This is a genomic window from Paenibacillus sp. J22P90 (assembly GCF_059692195.1).
Map to the genome: position 1 here is coordinate 56,614 of NZ_JCAUAY010000006.1, position 17,050 is coordinate 73,663.

Here is a 17,050-nt window from a genome sequence, read left to right on the forward strand (position 1 = left end):
GTCATTCCCTAACCGATCAAAGGCGCCGCTTCGCCGAGCGTCCCTTCCACCTCGTTCCCCTCTTTTCGCCAATACTCAATGCCTCCTAGCATCTCTTTCACCTTGAAACCAAGGCCTGAAAGTCGAGCTGCCCCTTTGGTACCGCCATTGCAAGCCGGCCCCCAGCAATAAACGACGATCGTTTGCTCTTTCGAAAATGAAGCTGTCGTTTCTTCGCTGATTTGGTTCGAAGGAAGATTAATAGCACCTGGAACGTGGCATTCTCCATAGGCCTTCGCACTGCGAACATCGATGAGCAGGAAATCGTTGAGGCCATTTTGCATGTCATATCGGACATCCGCTACATCTGTTTCAACAGAAAGCTTGTTCATATAGTGTCGGTGCGTATGCTCTGGCGATGCGGCAGGTGTCTCGAGAACGAGGGATTTACGCGTTTGAATGGTCATTTGGGTTACCTCCAGTAGGTTTGTCGATTTCTTGATGTAAATGTAACACAGCACCCTACATTGGAGTTATCGATAGTTATCGATACTTAACTTCAATCATTTCGATAGTTAGTGCCACCGATTAGCTCTAGGAAACCAAGATAGGCTTTCGATCTCCACTTTTTCTTCGCGATAATTAATTGCGTATAGAATTTACACTCCGGATGAACAAAAGGTATGGCAACAATCTGTCCTTTTCGGATTTCCTCGGCAACGGCAATTTGGGGCACCAATGCTATACCCAGTCCGTAGGTTACACACTGTTTGATCGCTTCCAGATTACCGAATTCGTAAGATAACTTGTAGCTCACTTGATGTCCTTTCAACACTTTAAGCAGCATCGCTCGGTATGTACAGCCGTCCTCAGTCAAGATCAAGGATTCGTTTGCTAGATCTTCCACACGGACTTCGTTTTGTCCAGCTAATTTATGATCAGAACTTGCAATAATGACTAATGGTTCTTCTCTTAAAATCGTGCAGTCCAGCTCTGGATCCGTAAAGGGTGGGTCCAAAATAATCCCAATGTCCAGAACGCCCTCTTTCACCGATTCGATAATAAAAGGCTCATTACCTGGCTGAATGACAATGTTGACGTCCGGGTACTCGCGACGATACGCCTGTAGATACGGGGGGAGATAAAAAGCCGCTTGCGTCTCGATCGTCCCTATCGTGAGTGTCCCCTTGGATTGCATGGATACGACTTCCTTGGACTCTTCATGCAAGCGATGAATATCGTTGGCATATTGCAGAAGTGCTTCCCCGGCCATCGTTAATTTCATATTCCGTCCGAAACGTTCCAGTAGAACCACGCCGTAGGATTCCTCGAGCTTCTGAATTTGTGCCGTTATGCTGGACTGCGCATATCCCAGCGTTTCCGCGGCTCGGGTGTAACTTCCCCATTTTGCCACTTCACGAAATGTCTTTAAATATGTCATTTCCATAGGGTTAACTCCCTTCTCCAATCAACTCAGCTATTCTTAGCATAGTGCCTGTAATTTGAAGAAGCAAGGTGGTGAGCACTTCAATAACCTGTCATAAAAATGTAAAGCGCCCTCTCACCATCCGGTGAGAGAACGCTCTTTTGCCTATCAATTTTGCCTTTATTTTTTACTCACCTTATCATATTGCTCGGTATACTCCTTGATAACCTGGTCACCGCCGTTTTTCTTCCACAGTTCCACTGCTGTATTCCAGCCGGCCTCATTGATTTCTCCCATAATAAACTTGGTTCTGGCATCGTTAATCACTTTGCTCAACTCCGAGCCTTTATCGGTAAAGGTCGGCGAAATCAACGCCTGCACTGGATTCGGAATTGCGATCTTCATGGCCTCCGCTTGCAGTCGTTTATATTTCTCAACCACAGGAGGCAGGGTGCCCTTCATCGCTTGACTGCCGTCATCGTAGCGCAGGAAGTCCAGCGCCGCAATATCCGTCGTAAACTTCACTGGATCCGTGCGGACCGGCTTGTTATTTTCCATTTTGTAATGGGTATTTTCCAGCCCCCATGTGAACATATTCTGCATGTCCTTGTCTGCCATTTTATCCATAAAGGCCAGAACACCTTTTAATTCCGCTTCCGTTTTAATATTAATTTTCGGGAATGTGAACTGCGGTGGAAAAATCCCCCTCGTATTTACACGCAATCCGCTTGGGCCTTCTACAGAGCTGATGACATCCAGCTGCGCGTTAGGAAAGCCTTTGAACAAATCGCCGAATCTGGATTCTACGTCGTCAAGCGGACCCATGTGTGCGCCCGTCTTCCCTTTGTTCATTAGCTCGTAGGCGTTTTTCAACACTGCAAAGTCACGATTGATAATATTTTCATCGTACAGCTGCTTATATAGCTTAAGTGCATCCATATAAGGCTTAGTCATAAACGAAGGCACAATCTTATTGTCCTTATACTCCCAACTGTTCGAGCCTCCCAAATAGGTAACAAAGCTGTTAAAGCCAGTAACATCGGAATTGACACTGAAGCCGAACGTATCGTTTTTGCCATTCTTATCAGGATCCTTTTGCGCAAAGGCCTTCATTACCGAAAGCAACTCGTCCAGTGTCTTTGGCTCCTTCAAGCCAAGGCTGTCCAACCAATCCTTACGGATCATGATGCCGTCCCTCGCCTGCGGAAAGTCCTTATAGATGCCGTAAACCTTCCCATCCACCGAGCTATCCTTCAACATTTGCGGGTTCAGCTTGCTTAAATTCGGATACTCCTTCAGATAAGGCCCGATTTCCCAAAACATACCGGAGCGCACCGCATTTACAAAGCCGGCATCCTTATTGGCATCGGCGAGCACGTACACAACTTGCGGCAGGTCCTGACCAGCGATTCCCGCATTCAATTTATCCTTATAAGCAACGGCAGGCGTCCACATAATTTCCAATTTCGATTTCGTATACTCCTGAATTTTATTCATAGGCTCAGTATCCTGCTTAGGCGGCTCGGGATTCCAATAAGGAATCATCATTTTCACCTTTTGCGGTACTGCCGGCGCTTTGGCAATCGGATCCTGCCCAGAGCCTTCCTGCGTACCCTTTGCTCCCTGATCGGCACAGCCTGATGCCAATACCGCTGTCACCGTGACCAAGCTAACCATAACGGCCGTTTGTTTTGCAAATCTGTTCTTTCTGTACATCGATTTTGCCTCCCTTTTCCGTCAATAAGATTATACTACCTGTGCAAAGTTGATGATGAGCAATAAGCCCTAATTGCCCTCACCCTTTAACCGATCCCATCAAAGCCCCTTTGGCAAAATGCTTTTGAAGGAACGGATACACAATCAAAATTGGCACCGTGGATACGATAATAGTCGCCATCTTTACCGTTTGAGCTGGAGGGACGAAGCTTTCGTCAAATGAACTGGAGTCCCCTATCCCACCTTCCGATAAAATAACAATCTGCCTGAGCAGCACCTGGATCGGCCACTTGGTTGCATCATTTATGTACAAAATTGCGTTAAAAAACGTATTCCAATGACCCACTGCATAGAAAAGTGAAAAGGTCGCAACAGCTGGAAGCGAAAGCGGAAGTACGATTTTGAGCAAAATACCGAGATCGTTGCAGCCATCGATTTTTGCCGCTTCTTCCAGACCGTCAGGAAGCTGCTGGAAAAAGTTTTTTAGAATGATCAAATTAAATGCGCTGATTGCGCCAGGAATAATTAATGCCCAATAGCTCCCCAACAGTCCGAGCGTTTTTACAATGAGAAAAGTCGGAATCATTCCCCCACTGAACAACATAGAGAACACAATCATCAACATGATCGGACGGCGAAACAACAACTGGTTACGCGCAAGCGGATAGGCCATTAGAATGGTAAAGATCAGATTGACCAGTGTCCCCGCGACGGTGATGAATATCGTAACCAAAAGACTTCTGAACAGCGTTTCTGTAGAAAATATATAATTGTACGCATCAAGTGAAAATTGGGTTGGAATCAATACCACACCCTTTTGCAGAAGCTCCTCCGATGCCGTGAAGGAACCGCTTAGAACAAATAAAAACGGAAGCAGCATCGACATCGAGATAAGAAATAACACGGTATAATTGAAGCAGTCGAAGATAAGCTGACCTTTGCTACGCAGGTTCATCCTTTCACATCCTTTTGACAGATTACAGTACTAATACACGCCTTCCTCGCCGGATTTCTTGGCCAGATAATTAGCCCCGAGCACCAAAAACAGCCCTACAAGTGATTTGAACAACCCGATCGCCGTGCTGTAGCTGAACTGCCCTTTGGTAATCCCGTTCGTATACACATAGGTATCGAAAACCTCTCCGACCTCCCGATTCGTGGCATTCAGCATCAGAAAAATTTGCTCGAAGCCCGTATCCAAGAAGCTGCCCAGCCGCAGAATGAACAAAATCACGATAACTCCGCGAATCGCGGGCAATGTGATATGCCAGAGCTGCTGTAGGCGATTCGCACCGTCGATATGGGCTGCTTCATACATTTGCTGATCAACGCCGGCAAGCGCAGCCAGGAAAATGATCGTCCCCCAGCCCGTTTCCTTCCAAACGACTTCCGAGGTAATCACGGTTCGAAACCAGCCTTCGCTTGCGAGCAAATTAAGCTCACTTCCGCCCGAGGCCTTCAACAGCTCGTTGACTACGCCCCCCTCCGTCGTGAAAAATACATACGCCAAGCCAATGACGACGACCCAGGAAACAAAATGCGGGATATAGATGACGCTCTGCACAAACTTTTTATAAAGCTCCACCCGGACCTCGTTTAAAAGCAACGCGACCAGTATAGGCATCGGGAAAAAGAATACAAGATTGTAAAAAGACAGGATCAATGTGTTTTTAAATAAAGTAAAAAAGACGGGATCGGTAAAAAATCGTTGAAAGTGCTTGACTCCCACCCATTCACTTCCCGAAAAACCGAGAAACGGCTGGTAATTTTTAAAGGCAATCAAAATTCCCCACATCGGCAAATATTTGAACAATATAAAATAGGCGATGCCAGGAAGAAGCATCATGTACAGCCAGCGGTCTCTAACAATCATTCTCTTGATCGAGCCCGAGGTAAGGGACTTTATTTTTACATCATTCGATTTGACGACTTGTTCCAAGAAGGTCCTCCTTCTGTCCTTGCGGACAATTTGCTGGTCTGCCCTTATCGTAGAGTCCCTCCCCCTAACCGTCTACAATCATCAGGGACCCAACGAAGAAACCGCACCAGTTCTAGGTATTCCGGGCATGTAATCATTAAAGTCACGATAATCCTGGGAGTACATAGGTACCGATCCAAACAAAAAGAAGCAGCCGTCTGCGGCTGCCTCCTTTATTTCATTGTACAAACTTTTCAACGTCTAATTCGTGCAGCTTACGATACTGCCCCGGTGTAATGCCCTCCAGCTTACGGAACTGCCTGATAAAATTTTGCGAGTTATGATACCTCAGCTTATCGGAGATTTCTGAAATTTTCATTTCGGTAGTGTTCAGCCATTGCTTGGCCATTTTCATTCGGTAACCGACTAGATAGTCGCTGAAATTGGTTCCTGCTCCTTTGCGAAACACTCGCTTCACGTAGCTCGGATGATAATGCAGCTGCGAGGCGCAATGTTCTAGCGTTAAATCGGTATCATATTGATCATGAATGATTTCCATAATCTGTTCGGCAATTCGGGTATATTGCGTTTCGCGGCGCTGCTCCAGCAATTGAATGATCGGCGTGATCACTGTATTTTTCAACCAGAATTCGACGTCCTTCAGTGCATACAGCCTGTCCAACTGCCCGAATAAAGAATGTTCCTCCCCGTCAATTGCTTGAAGGGATTCGCCCTGGTCCTCGGCAATTCGCACGATATCCACTACAAGACGAGTAAAGATCAGCTGATAATCTCTTGGTGTAAGATCGGTCCTTCCCACCTCGTCAATCATAGAAGATAGTCCTTCACAGGCCCGCTCATGGTCACCCATTCGGATCGCATCATACAATTCTTCTGCGGCGGCTGATGGAAAGATGGGCTTGCGGATATGTCCCTGTTGAACGTCATCGATATGAATGATCAGCTCGCTGCCGAGCCGTATTCTGTATTTTAACGCCTCTAATCCTTCTCGGTAGGCTTTGGAGGAATGATTTAGCTGCTGATAGACACGGCTGATTCCGATGCTCACCTGAAGATGCAGCAGCCTATTGATGGTTTTCTGTATCGTTTCTGCTTGACGATAAGCCTGCATGCGGAATTCCGCCAAATTGTCGAAGGGATGATGTAACAGCGTCACCTGCGACTTGTCAATCGGGGTAGAGAAGAATCGGTCGGCCTCTGGAATAAGCTCACTGATAATGTTATTGATCGCAAACATGAGCAAATCCGAATCCTCGCTGCTATATCGCGTTCCTTCAAGCGTATCGATCTGCAAAACCAGCACGCACAACAGCTTCCATTCGCCTGGCTCGTGATACAGCGACAGCTTCTCGCGAACTTCCTTGCCGCTCAACCCGCCCTGAAACAGCCGGATCGCTGTAAAATCCTTCAGCTGCCCCATTTGTACGGACAGCTGTCCGGTCAGCTGCGTATGAGTGCTTACTAGCTTGTGAATCCGCTCGGTAATCAGCTGAAATTCATCCTTGCCCTTACCCGAATTGCCATCGCCTAGCGCGGTTTCAAACAATCGCCGGACAGGTGAATATATCCGATTGCTGGCAAAAACAGCGACAACCAGCAGCATCGCGATGATAGTTACACATGTAATAAAGGTCGTCCAACCGATCGCTCTGGAATCCTTTGTAATGCTTTTAATGGACACGACATCTACATAAATCCAACCGTTATAGGAGGATTTCCGATAAATAACACCAATCTCGTTGCCGTCGGATTTCATTTTAAAAAAACCGCTGTCCTGCCCGCTGCTTCGAATGTCTGCAATATAAGGAAGAGACGCGAGATCTTGGCCGATCATTTTGGGATCCTCATGCGTCAGGACATTGTAATTGCCGTCCAAAATCATCATTGTACCAAGCTCGTTTCCGGATGTATTCATCTTGTTTATATAATAGTTCGGAATTTGCACGACAAATAACCCGCTCGGATTTACCGAGTTTTGAGGCAACTTCTCTACCAGACTAATCGAATGCCTTTGATTTTGGCCTTCGCTGATCCAAAAAGATCTTTTTACCATAGCCGCATAGCCGGTGAATAAATTGAAATAGTCCGATTCGTTAAAAGATCGCAAGCCATCATTATTTAAAATCCAATTATGCTCCTGAGAGACCATATGGACATTTTCGATCCCGAACTCAAAGGTTTTCATCTGATACATGCCATGAAGCAGCTCATCAACCAGCATAAAGCTGCGAGGCTCCAGCCCCTGTGTCAATGCATTCTTCACAAGCGGACTGCCGACAAACTGAATCGCCATATTTTCTACTGCCTTCAGCTCCTGCTCTATCCGGGACTGTGTTTGCTGTAATATAGACATCTGGTCTTCGTTTACCCTGTGTTGAATCATCTCGGACGCTTTGGAATAAGAAAATATGCCGAGGAAAATAACGGGAAGCGTGCTGAGCAAAATACTGTAGAGCAAGATCTTGAATAAATAGGCCGAAGAAAATCTCACCGTAACCTCCCGCTGAACCCATGGTTATCCCGATATTTATAAAATGTATTCATCATTTTATAGAATGAACTGGTAACCGTCTACAATCATTTCGGACACAAACCAGATAACTGGCGAGAAAAGCTTTTAAAACCGCTTGAAAGCATAGCAAAAAGGCGTACAGCAATCATACACTGTACGCCAAAATGTCCGTTAATTATTCTTCACCCTTCGCAATCGGGTTATCTTCCCACGAGATCCAGTCGCTCCAGCTTCCGCTGTAGAGCTTCACATTATCGAAGCCCGCTTCGCTGAGGCCCAGCACGTTCGGGCACGCCGTCACGCCCGAGCCGCAATAGACGATGATTTCATCAGCGTCACGCAGTGCGGCAAAGTGCTGCTCCTGCTCCGCAGCTGACAACCAAGCGCCGTTCTCGCCGAGAACGCCTTTCCAGAAGTAGCTGCGCGCGCCCGGGATGTGGCCAGCCACCGCATCGATCGGCTCTTCCAAGCCGAGGTAACGGCGCTCCTCGCGCGAATCCACGAGCACGGTGCCTGGGCGACCGAGCTTGTCCTTCACTTCGTCCATGCTCGCCAGCATGGAGCGATGCACCTTCGGTGAGAACGTGCGCGGGAATAGCGCAGGCACTTCAGCTGAAACCGGGTACCCGGCGGATTTCCACGCAGTATACCCTTGATCCAAAACGTATACCTCGGAGTGGCCGAGGAACTTCAGCATCCACCATAAACGTGATGCCATGGCTCCGCCTTGATCGTCGTAAGCGACGACGGTCTTCGTGCCGTCAATGCCTAGGCTACCGACGAAGATCGAGAACGCTCCGAGATCCGGCAGCGGATGTCGTCCGCCGTGTGCCATTTTGGCACCGGATAGGTCCTTCTCCAAGTCGACATACACTGCGCCTTCAATATGATCCTGCTCATACAATTCACGGCCTGATTCAGGCTTACCAAGTGCAAAACGACAATCAGCGATCACGATATTCGCATCTCCAAGCTGCCCTAGCAGCCAAGATTGACTTACGATATTTTCCACGGTTCCTGCCACCTTCCCCTACCAATAATTAATCGCCCATCCCACTTGTGGGAATGACAGAAAAGGTCAGCCAATGACCTCGGTCTCCACCCATTTTATCGTAAAATGCTTGCGCACGTAAGTTATCTGGAGCTGTTTCCCAGGTTAATTTTGCATAATGATGTCTAGCCGCATAGCCTTTGCAAGCAGCAAAAAGCTTCGCCGCCGCACCCTGTCCACGCTCCGCTTCCACAACAAATAAATCGTTCATGATGGCAATCTTGGCGGCACGCAGCGTGCTGAAGCTGAAATACAAGGTTGCAAAGCCAACCAGTGCCCCTTCCTCGGTCTCAGCCACAAATTGAATGCCCACTTTCTGTTCGAGCAGTTCATGAATCAAAGCGTTCAGCTTCTCATCCTCAGGTTGTCGGTACTGATAGAAATCCACAATGTAAGCGAGCATTAAAGATTTGAGCTGGGGAATATCGGATGTAACAGCTTCACGTACGGTCACTTGCGTCATCACGGGTGCCCTCCTTCTTTGTAATGGATATCATGAAACTAGTGAATAGCGGCCTTTAGTTCCGTAATTGTAAGGAACCAAGTGGCATTAGGTAAATAGTTATTTTAAAATAGAACAATGGCCAAATCCTGCCTATAGAAAGGTTACCCAACTTATGCCGCAACCTATTACCTTAACTTTACCTTGGCGTGTGGTTCCGCTAACCGAAACCGCCTGTCAGGAGCTCTGCACGTGGAGCTATCCCGCTCCTTACAGTCTATACAACTGGCCCGATTGGACCACGATGATCAACCAGCAATCCGAATTCGCTGATCCGCAAATCAGGGAGCAGCAATATCGCGGTGTAGTGGATGAAACCGGCTCATTATGCGGATTCGTGCAGTTCTTCCCCATCGTCAGTGTCACCCGATTAGGATTAGGTCTTCGCCCTGATCTCTGCGGCAGCGGCAAAGGCAACGACAGCCGCCATGGAGGCGCCGCCTTCGTGCAACTGCTCGTCGCCGAAGCACAACGACGCGCCCCCGAGCAAGAAATCGATCTCGAGGTGCTCGTCTGGAACGAACGTGCCATCCGTGCTTACCAACGGGCCGGTTTCACCATTACGGATACTTATGAGAAATGGACACCGACCGGTCCTGCAGACTTCCACTGTATGGTCTACACCGGTCCGACCATAATCTTAGCGCGTTAACTCCGCATACGCCTGGTCAAACTTCGCTGCTGTCAAGAAATCGAGCTCGGTCAAACCGCCAGCGCTCCACGAGGTCAGGCGTAGCGTCACCATTTTATAATCAATGGCAATCATGGGGTGGTGATCCACGGCTTCTGAGATACGGGCGACCTCGTTCACGAAGGTAATGCCTTGCATGAATGCGGTGAACCGGTACTTACGCGTGATCCACTTGCTCTCCTCCGCTTCCAAGCTCCACGTTCCGAGTGCAGTCAACCGCTCCTCCACAGTCACTCTCTCTAACTTCACCCTCGTCACCGCCTTCACCCCGCCCCTTATTCGAACTCATACCCCACCGCGCCCATATCGCTCTCCCCCGCATACGTGCGGAGCAGCTCCAAGAAAGGCTTCCCGTAGTTGCGGTATTTCACCTCACCGACCCCTTTGATGCGCAGCATCGCGGCTTCCGTAGTCGGACAGCTCTCACTCATCTCACGCAGCGTGCTATCGGCGAAAATAATATACGGCGGCACCTTCTCGCGCGCAGCCATTTCACGACGCAGCAGGCGCAGCTGCTCGAACAATGTGTTGTCCATCGCGGCGGCTGCGCGAACGGGTTCCTTTCGCACCTTTTGATTGACAGTCAACTTACCTTGAAGCACTTCCGCAGCAGGCTGCATCAACCGAACGACCGGATACTGCCCCTCTGATAGCTGCAAGAAGCCTTCGGAAATGAGCACATTAATCAATTCGGCGATCTCTTTCTCCGGCAGACTGCTCATAATCCCGTGCGTCGGCAGTCGATCAAACCGATAGTCCATGATCTTCTTCGCCTTGGAGCCCTTCAAAACAGAGGCCACCATCGAAATCCCGAACCGCTCGTTCATGCGGCGGATACAGGAGAAAATCTTCTGCGCCTCGACCGTAATGTCGACGGCGTCTCGATCGTCCTTGCAGGAACTGCAGTTCCCGCACGTATCTTTAATATTTTGCTCATCAAAATAATGTAAAATAGCGTTCCGCAAACAGCGCGGCGAATAGCAGTAGTCGATCATAGTTTGGAGCTTCTTGTACTCGTTCGCTTTGCGCTCAGGCGAGAGCTGGTTCTGCTCGATCAGGAACTTCTGCGTCATAATATCCTGCGCACTGAACAGCAGAATACACTCGCTCGGCTCACCATCACGCCCCGCACGGCCGGCCTCCTGGTAATAGGCTTCCATATTTTTCGGCATATTATAGTGAATCACGTAGCGAACGTTGGACTTATCAATGCCCATCCCAAAAGCATTCGTCGCGATCATCACGCGAATATCATCGTAGAGAAACGCCTCCTGCATGTAGGAGCGCTCATCATCGGACATGCCGGCATGATACTTGCCTGCGGCGAAGCCTTTTTTACGCAGCGTCTCGTACAAATCCTCAACATCCTTACGCGTCGCAGCGTAAATAATGCCGGGCTGATGCGTATGTTCCTTCACATAGTTCTGTATGTAATCCCGCTTCTTCTCTCCGCGAAGAATGGTTAGCTCCAAATTGTCGCGCGAGAAGCCGTTGATAAAAATCCCTGCGGTATCCAGCTCCAGCAACCTGGCAATGTCCGCTGTCACCTCAGCGGTAGCGGTTGCCGTGAACGCAGCTACAATCGGCCGGTTCGGCAGCTGCCGAATGAACGGCGCAATCGAAACGTAGCTTGGACGGAAATCATGCCCCCACTGCGAGACACAGTGCGCCTCGTCAATCGCAACCAGCGGTAGATTTAAAGCCGCCATCCGTGCGCGGAAACGCTCCGACTCCAGACGCTCTGGCGCGATGTAGAGCAACTTATATTTGCCCTGCATAGCCCCCTGCATGCGCTGTTCCACTTCTCTAGCTTCCAGCGTACTATTAATGAACGTGGCAGGAACACCGAGCGCGCCAAGCGCATCCACCTGATCCTTCATCAAAGAAATGAGAGGGGAAATGACTAATGTCACACCCTCCATCAGCAGTGCCGGCACCTGGTAACAGATCGATTTTCCGCCGCCCGTTGGCATAATACCTAGCGTATCCTTACCCTCGAGAAGGTTCGTAATAATATTTTTCTGGCCCTCACGAAACTCGGGATAGCCATAAACCTGTTGTAGAACCTTTCTTGCGCCATCCAACATAGCTTCTTTACACCTTTCTATATCGCAGTTCTTCCTGTTTTAGACCAAGTAAATGACAGATACCAGCTTTTCGCCATCATGTACCTTGAGCACGTGGTTACCCGCATCATGTCTAACTGAACCTGCTCCAACCTGCATCACCGGTGAACTGCCTAGCCCGTAAAATATATCGTCAGCCAGCGTCCGCAGGCATTCTTCTTGTTCACTCTCATCAAGCTCCTGCCAGTCTTCTGCATTCATCTCCAGCAGCTCGTAGAAGCCGTTCACCATTTCGATCCCGCGTACAAAATCAGTAACAATATCTTTGTATTCCCTTCCAAACTTAATACCCATCGCGCAGTCTCCCTCCAAAAAGCAATATCTCTAGCTTCACTTTATCATATTCTAGGTGAGAATGCAGGGTTAACCCTTTTCAGGACGGATTAAAAATATCCCCTTTGGCATAAACTGTGGAAATGGGCAATTTCGGAAAAAATCTGTTACTATGGAAGAAGGAATGCGCCGCTCGGAGGGTAGGAACGATCACATGTTGAAACTTCAAATTCCCAAAAATCGAATGAACTACCTCATCAAGCAGATCCCCCTTCACTTCGACGCAACCCGTCTGGAGCAAGGCTGGGAGTATTATCATAAAGGCCGCGTGACCGATGTTGATCTCAAGGGACTTAGTGTCTTGGCAACCGTCGCCGGCAAACAGATTCACACCGCAGAAGTGCATTTAGAAAATTTCGCTGCGAGTACATGCACTTGCTCTTTCGAGGGCTTTTGTCAGCATATTGGTGCTACGTTTTTTAGCTTATACGCCACTTATGGTCGGCCAGAGCTTGTCCTGCAGCAGTTAAAGCAGCAAATCCATACACGTAAAAAGCCAGCCCGCAGCGCAGCAGCCTCTGTTATTCAAGAGCGCAAAGCCGCCGCACAGGCGAATGTGCCTTTGGAAGAGAGTATGCCTAGCGATTGGCATCGTTTTTTTGAAGGGAAATTTCACGGCTTTTCCATTTCTCATCAGCATTCCATAGAAACGTTCTATGAGTCCGCCTTGGAGTCGTTGCCGCCTTATGCCGCAAACTGGCGCGACACGACGCGTGAGCTCTATATGTTCCATATCGTGCTGTTCATGATGCGGAAGATCGAACAATTTTATCAAGAAACGAAGAGCTCCTATCTGTCTTACTATCACGAAAACGGGTGCAAAATCGCCGCCAAAAACTGTGAAGAGAAGCTTGTCGCATTCGTCGAACGGATCGATGTGAATCGCTCTTTTGAGGCAGATACGAAGATTTGGCTAGCCACGATGAAAATGGTTGGAGAATCCGCCCTACAAGGCAAGGACAGTCCCGTTGATTGGTTGTTCGTGTATCGTTTCACCTGGTGGAAACTGACCGACCAGCCTAGCGCACAGAAAGAGGAAGTCTCACGTCTCGATGGCCTACTGGCCAAGAAGGAGCTGCTTCCGAAGAAGAAGGATACGTTGCTTGCGGCTAGGGCGCATTTTGATATTATGCAGGGGAACATGGAGCAAGCCTTCGAACGCCTTGGTCAGCTCGCTCATCCGCATGCGAAGGATTTCTTCCTTTATTTAAATAAATTTGCGAACGATGGACAGTGGGACCAGATGCTGATCTGGCTGCGCTGGCTATTCCCGTCGATTGCGAATGCGAATCACGATGATTTCCGTACTTTTTGCCAATATTGGCTGGATACAACCAAGCATCTGGCGAACGACAGCGAATGGGTGCAGGTCATGGAGTCGTTACTGCCGCGTTCCTACTACTATTACACCGCGTATTTGCTGCAAACGAAGCGCTACCGGCAGTGGGTGGATTTGCAGCTGGCGAATCGGATTTCACCTTTAAATCTATATGGGATGGAGCTAAAAGCGATCGAAGAGCATGACTCTGCGCTGCTCCTGCCGCTTTATCATCAAGCAGCCGAACGCGCTGTTTTGGAGAAAAATAGAGCTTCTTACAAGACGGCTGTCCGCCTTCTGAAGAAGCTGCATAGCATTTATAAACACATCGGCCAGGATGACCGCTGGGAGCACTATATTTACCGCTTAGCGGATAAGTTCTCGCGTTTGCGTGCTTTCCAAGAAGAGCTCAAGAAAGGAAAATGGATTCGATGATCGAAACCAGCGCGCTGACTGTTCACGTTAGCTCCTTACCTAACGGGTCATTATTTCTATGGGGTGCCCGTGAAAACGGCGGTATTTGGGATGCTTTTGATTTAAAACATATGCTTTTTGCTTGGCATCGCGCCTCCTTCTTCGGCACCTTCATGGAACCGAGTGAATGGCAAAATCGCGAAGGCATCGAGCTGCAGCCGCTTGAGGCGCTTGACTACTTCAGCGAGCCGCAGCCTGTTCAGCACTTGCAATTAAAATGGCATGCTTCTAGCTCTGATGTCATCACGCTAGCTCCTGCTATTCGCGAGGCGCTAGCGACAGGCCGTTTCATGCCGGACTACGAGAAATGGAAGTCCGGCGAGATCGGTTGGAAGCTGCAGCTGCCCGAGGAGCTGCAAGTCCTTGAGACGCCAGCGATTTCGCGCTGGATTCATGCCCTGATCCCGGAATGGGTTGATGCCGACGGGATCATGAAGGACAATTTACGCAAGCTGGAAGCTGCGTATCCGTTAATGCGCCGCGGCGACGTCAGCGGCGAAGTTTGGCTGGATGAGGAAGACTGGCTCGTCAGTATCGGTTGGCGTCAGGACCGGACGCCGATGCGAACGTGCCTGCAGCTCGTCGAGCCGGACCTCGCGCATGGCGCAGGCTGGCAGCTGCGCGTGCTGCTGCAGGACCGGCTGGCGCCGGAGGTGCTGCGCACCGTGACGACCGCCGGCGAGCCAGTCGCCGGTGAACAGCCACTGCCGGAGGCGTGGCTGCCTGAGATCGCCCGCGTCGAGCGCGACGTGGCGAAGTGGGTGCGCATCCTGCCGTGGCTGGATGCGGGCGAGGGCGTCCTCCGTCAGACGTTGACGGAGGAGGAGTCTTGGCGCTTCCTCGCAGAGGGAAGCGTACGGCTTGTTGAGGCAGGAACGAGCGTGTTCCTGCCGGCGTGGTGGGATCGCATCCGCAAGATGCGGCCGAAGCTGCGCGCGAAGATCAAGTCTTCCGTCGGTTCTGGACGGGAGACGATGTTCGGGCTGACCCAGCTGATGCAGTTCGACTGGAAGCTGGCTGTTGGGGATTTGGAGCTGACGGAAGAGGAATTCCGACTGCTGCTGGAAGAAAAGCGTAAGCTGATCCAGATTCGCGGCAACTGGATTCAGCTCGACCCGAAATTCATGGCCCAGGTCGAGCAGATCATGAAGCAGGTACACAAGAAGCAGGGGCTGTCGTTTCGCGATGTGCTGGAATTGCATTTTGCCGGTGACGCTGGCGGCTTGCTGCCTGCAGAAGATGATCCGGATGCGATGCGCTACCTCGACATGGAGGTTGAGTTGAACGAGCAGCTGCGCCACATGATCGACCAGCTGACGCAGACCTCGGCGATCCCGACGATCGAGCCGCCGCCTAGCTTTCATGGTTCGCTGCGCCACTATCAAGTGGACGGCATTTCGTGGCTGTTATTCTTGCGCCGTTTTGGCCTTGGCGGCTGCTTAGCCGATGATATGGGGCTTGGCAAAACGATCCAGTGGATTACGTACTTGCTCACGGTGAAGGAGAATGAGCAGCCAGATACACCATCTTTGCTTGTTTGTCCGACCTCGGTGCTGGGCAACTGGCAGATGGAGCTGAAGCGGTTTGCGCCGTCCTTGCGCGTGCATCTTCACTATGGACCGCAGCGGTTAAAAGGAAATGCTTTTAGTGAGAAAATCATTGGCAAATACGATCTTGTCTTAACGTCCTACACGCTTTCCCATCTGGATGAGACTGAGCTGGGCGCTATTGCTTGGAACTCGATCTGTTTGGACGAAGCTCAAAATATCAAGAACGCTTATACCAAGCAAGCTACGGCAATCCGCCGTTTGAATGGGTATCATCGCATTGCCTTGACGGGCACGCCGATTGAAAATCGACTGACTGAATTGTGGTCGATTTTCGACTTCGCAAACCCTGGCTATCTCGGCACGGTGCGTGAGTTCACGCATCGCTATGTGAACGCCATCGAGAAGACGCGCGATGAAGCGACGATCGGCAAGGTTCAAAAGCTGATCCGCCCCTTCCTGCTGCGGCGTGAGAAGAAGGATCCTGCCATTCAGCTGGATCTGCCGGAAAAGAACGAGTCCAAAACGTTCATCTCGCTCACAGCGGAGCAAGGCTCGTTGTACGAGAACTACATCCAGGATATGTTCGATCGACTGGATAAGCTTTCAGCCATGGAGCGGCGCGGCCTCATCCTCGCCGCATTGACGAAGCTCAAGCAGGTGTGCAACCACCCGGCTTTGCTGCTCAAGGAAGGGCTCGGCGCGCCGTGGAGCGGTCGCTCGAACAAGCTCGAGCGCTTGCTCGAGATGGTGCAGGAGCTGCGCCAAGAGGGCGACAAATGCTTGATTTTCACGCAATTTGTCGAGACCGGCAACCTGCTGCAGCATGTGCTCCAGCAGGAGCTCGGCGAGAAAGTGCTGTTCCTACACGGCGGAACATCTAAGGCTGGGCGCGATGAGATGATCGCGCACTTCCAAGGCACCGCTGACCAGCCGACGGATGAGGAACAGCGCAATGTGTTCATTCTTTCGCTGAAGGCCGGCGGTATCGGGCTCAATCTGACGGCGGCGAATCATGTGTTCCACTACGATCGCTGGTGGAATCCCGCCGTCGAGAATCAAGCGACGGACCGCGCCTTCCGGATCGGCCAGACGCGTCACGTGCAGGTGCACAAGTTCGTGACGCTGGGCACGCTGGAAGAGCGCATCGACGAGATGATCGAGCGCAAGCTCGGCCTCAGCCAGCAGATCGTCGGCTCCGGCGAGAACTGGATTACCGAGCTGTCGACCGACGAGCTGCGGGATCTGTTCTCCCTCCGCCGCGAGTGGGTGGAGGCATAAAATCACAAAAGAGGTTATCCCAAGCTTCACCTGGGGTAACCTCTTTTGTGATCCATGCATATCCGATTCTCTCTATTTGTCTCTCTTCTTCAACTGTATAAACTCCAGTTAATTTTGCCCTTTCCCACTTAATTTCCCATTTAACTGGAAAAACT

14 protein-coding genes are annotated in these 17,050 nt (G+C 50.1%); 3 read left to right on the forward strand and 11 right to left on the reverse strand.

Features of this window, described 5'->3' with window-relative positions; translation table 11 throughout:
- Positions 1-8: 8 nt before the first annotated feature.
- From AC58UX_RS20460 to AC58UX_RS20495, 8 genes are all read right to left on the reverse strand, one after another.
- Positions 9-446 carry a rhodanese-like domain-containing protein gene (locus AC58UX_RS20460; RefSeq protein ID WP_497256073.1) on the reverse strand — a complete coding sequence of 146 codons (438 nt, stop codon included), beginning with the start codon at positions 444-446 and terminating at the stop codon, positions 9-11.
- A 92-nt stretch (positions 447-538) separates the two neighbouring features.
- Positions 539-1,426: a LysR family transcriptional regulator gene (locus tag AC58UX_RS20465; RefSeq protein WP_497256075.1), complete on the reverse strand. Its 888-nt coding sequence runs from the start codon at positions 1,424-1,426 to the stop codon at positions 539-541.
- A gap of 159 nt (positions 1,427-1,585) precedes the next feature.
- A complete protein-coding gene (locus tag AC58UX_RS20470; RefSeq protein ID WP_497256077.1) occupies positions 1,586-3,121 on the reverse strand; it encodes an extracellular solute-binding protein in 1,536 nt (511 codons plus the stop codon).
- A 79-nt stretch (positions 3,122-3,200) separates the two neighbouring features.
- Positions 3,201-4,076 (reverse strand): carbohydrate ABC transporter permease, encoded by an 876-nt coding sequence (locus AC58UX_RS20475; protein WP_497256079.1) that lies wholly within the window; start codon positions 4,074-4,076, stop codon positions 3,201-3,203.
- 30 nt (positions 4,077-4,106) lie between these two features.
- Positions 4,107-5,060, reverse strand: a complete 954-nt coding sequence (locus AC58UX_RS20480; RefSeq protein ID WP_497256081.1) for an ABC transporter permease — start codon at positions 5,058-5,060, stop codon at positions 4,107-4,109.
- 217 nt (positions 5,061-5,277) lie between these two features.
- Positions 5,278-7,551 carry a helix-turn-helix domain-containing protein gene (locus AC58UX_RS20485; protein WP_497256083.1) on the reverse strand — a complete coding sequence of 758 codons (2,274 nt, stop codon included), beginning with the start codon at positions 7,549-7,551 and terminating at the stop codon, positions 5,278-5,280.
- A gap of 196 nt (positions 7,552-7,747) precedes the next feature.
- Positions 7,748-8,584, reverse strand: coding sequence for a sulfurtransferase (locus AC58UX_RS20490; RefSeq protein ID WP_497256085.1), 837 nt, complete (start codon positions 8,582-8,584; stop codon positions 7,748-7,750).
- A gap of 28 nt (positions 8,585-8,612) precedes the next feature.
- Complete coding sequence (locus AC58UX_RS20495) at positions 8,613-9,086, reverse strand: GNAT family N-acetyltransferase (RefSeq protein ID WP_497256087.1); 474 nt, start codon at positions 9,084-9,086, stop codon at positions 8,613-8,615.
- Positions 9,087-9,369: 283 nt separating this feature from the next.
- On the opposite strand from AC58UX_RS20495, the gene AC58UX_RS20500 reads away from it, so the two are divergent.
- Positions 9,370-9,777, forward strand: coding sequence for a GNAT family N-acetyltransferase (locus AC58UX_RS20500; RefSeq protein ID WP_497256089.1), 408 nt, complete (start codon positions 9,370-9,372; stop codon positions 9,775-9,777).
- On the opposite strand, the gene AC58UX_RS20505 is transcribed toward AC58UX_RS20500, so the two are convergent.
- Genes AC58UX_RS20505 through AC58UX_RS20515 form a run of 3 tightly spaced genes read right to left on the reverse strand, consistent with a single transcriptional unit; the run spans position 9,766 to position 12,236 of the window.
- Positions 9,766-10,065, reverse strand: a complete 300-nt coding sequence (locus AC58UX_RS20505) for a 4a-hydroxytetrahydrobiopterin dehydratase (RefSeq protein WP_497256091.1) — start codon at positions 10,063-10,065, stop codon at positions 9,766-9,768. The two genes, AC58UX_RS20500 and AC58UX_RS20505, sit on opposite strands and share 12 nt — an antisense overlap.
- Positions 10,066-10,091: 26 nt before the next feature.
- Positions 10,092-11,903, reverse strand: coding sequence for a DNA helicase RecQ (gene recQ, locus AC58UX_RS20510; protein WP_497256093.1), 1,812 nt, complete (start codon positions 11,901-11,903; stop codon positions 10,092-10,094).
- A gap of 39 nt (positions 11,904-11,942) precedes the next feature.
- Positions 11,943-12,236 (reverse strand): hypothetical protein, encoded by a 294-nt coding sequence (locus AC58UX_RS20515; protein ID WP_497246133.1) that lies wholly within the window; start codon positions 12,234-12,236, stop codon positions 11,943-11,945.
- A 193-nt stretch (positions 12,237-12,429) separates the two neighbouring features.
- Between AC58UX_RS20515 and AC58UX_RS20520 the strand changes: the two genes are divergently transcribed.
- Both AC58UX_RS20520 and AC58UX_RS20525 read left to right on the forward strand, forming a co-directional pair.
- Positions 12,430-14,028, forward strand: a complete 1,599-nt coding sequence (locus tag AC58UX_RS20520; protein WP_497256095.1) for an SWIM zinc finger family protein — start codon at positions 12,430-12,432, stop codon at positions 14,026-14,028.
- The gene (locus tag AC58UX_RS20525) at positions 14,016-16,895 is read left to right on the forward strand and encodes a DEAD/DEAH box helicase (protein WP_497256097.1); all 2,880 of its coding nucleotides are present in this window, start codon (positions 14,016-14,018) and stop codon (positions 16,893-16,895) included. The genes AC58UX_RS20520 and AC58UX_RS20525 overlap by 13 nt, the downstream gene beginning before the upstream one ends.
- The last annotated feature ends 155 nt before the right edge of the window (positions 16,896-17,050 follow it).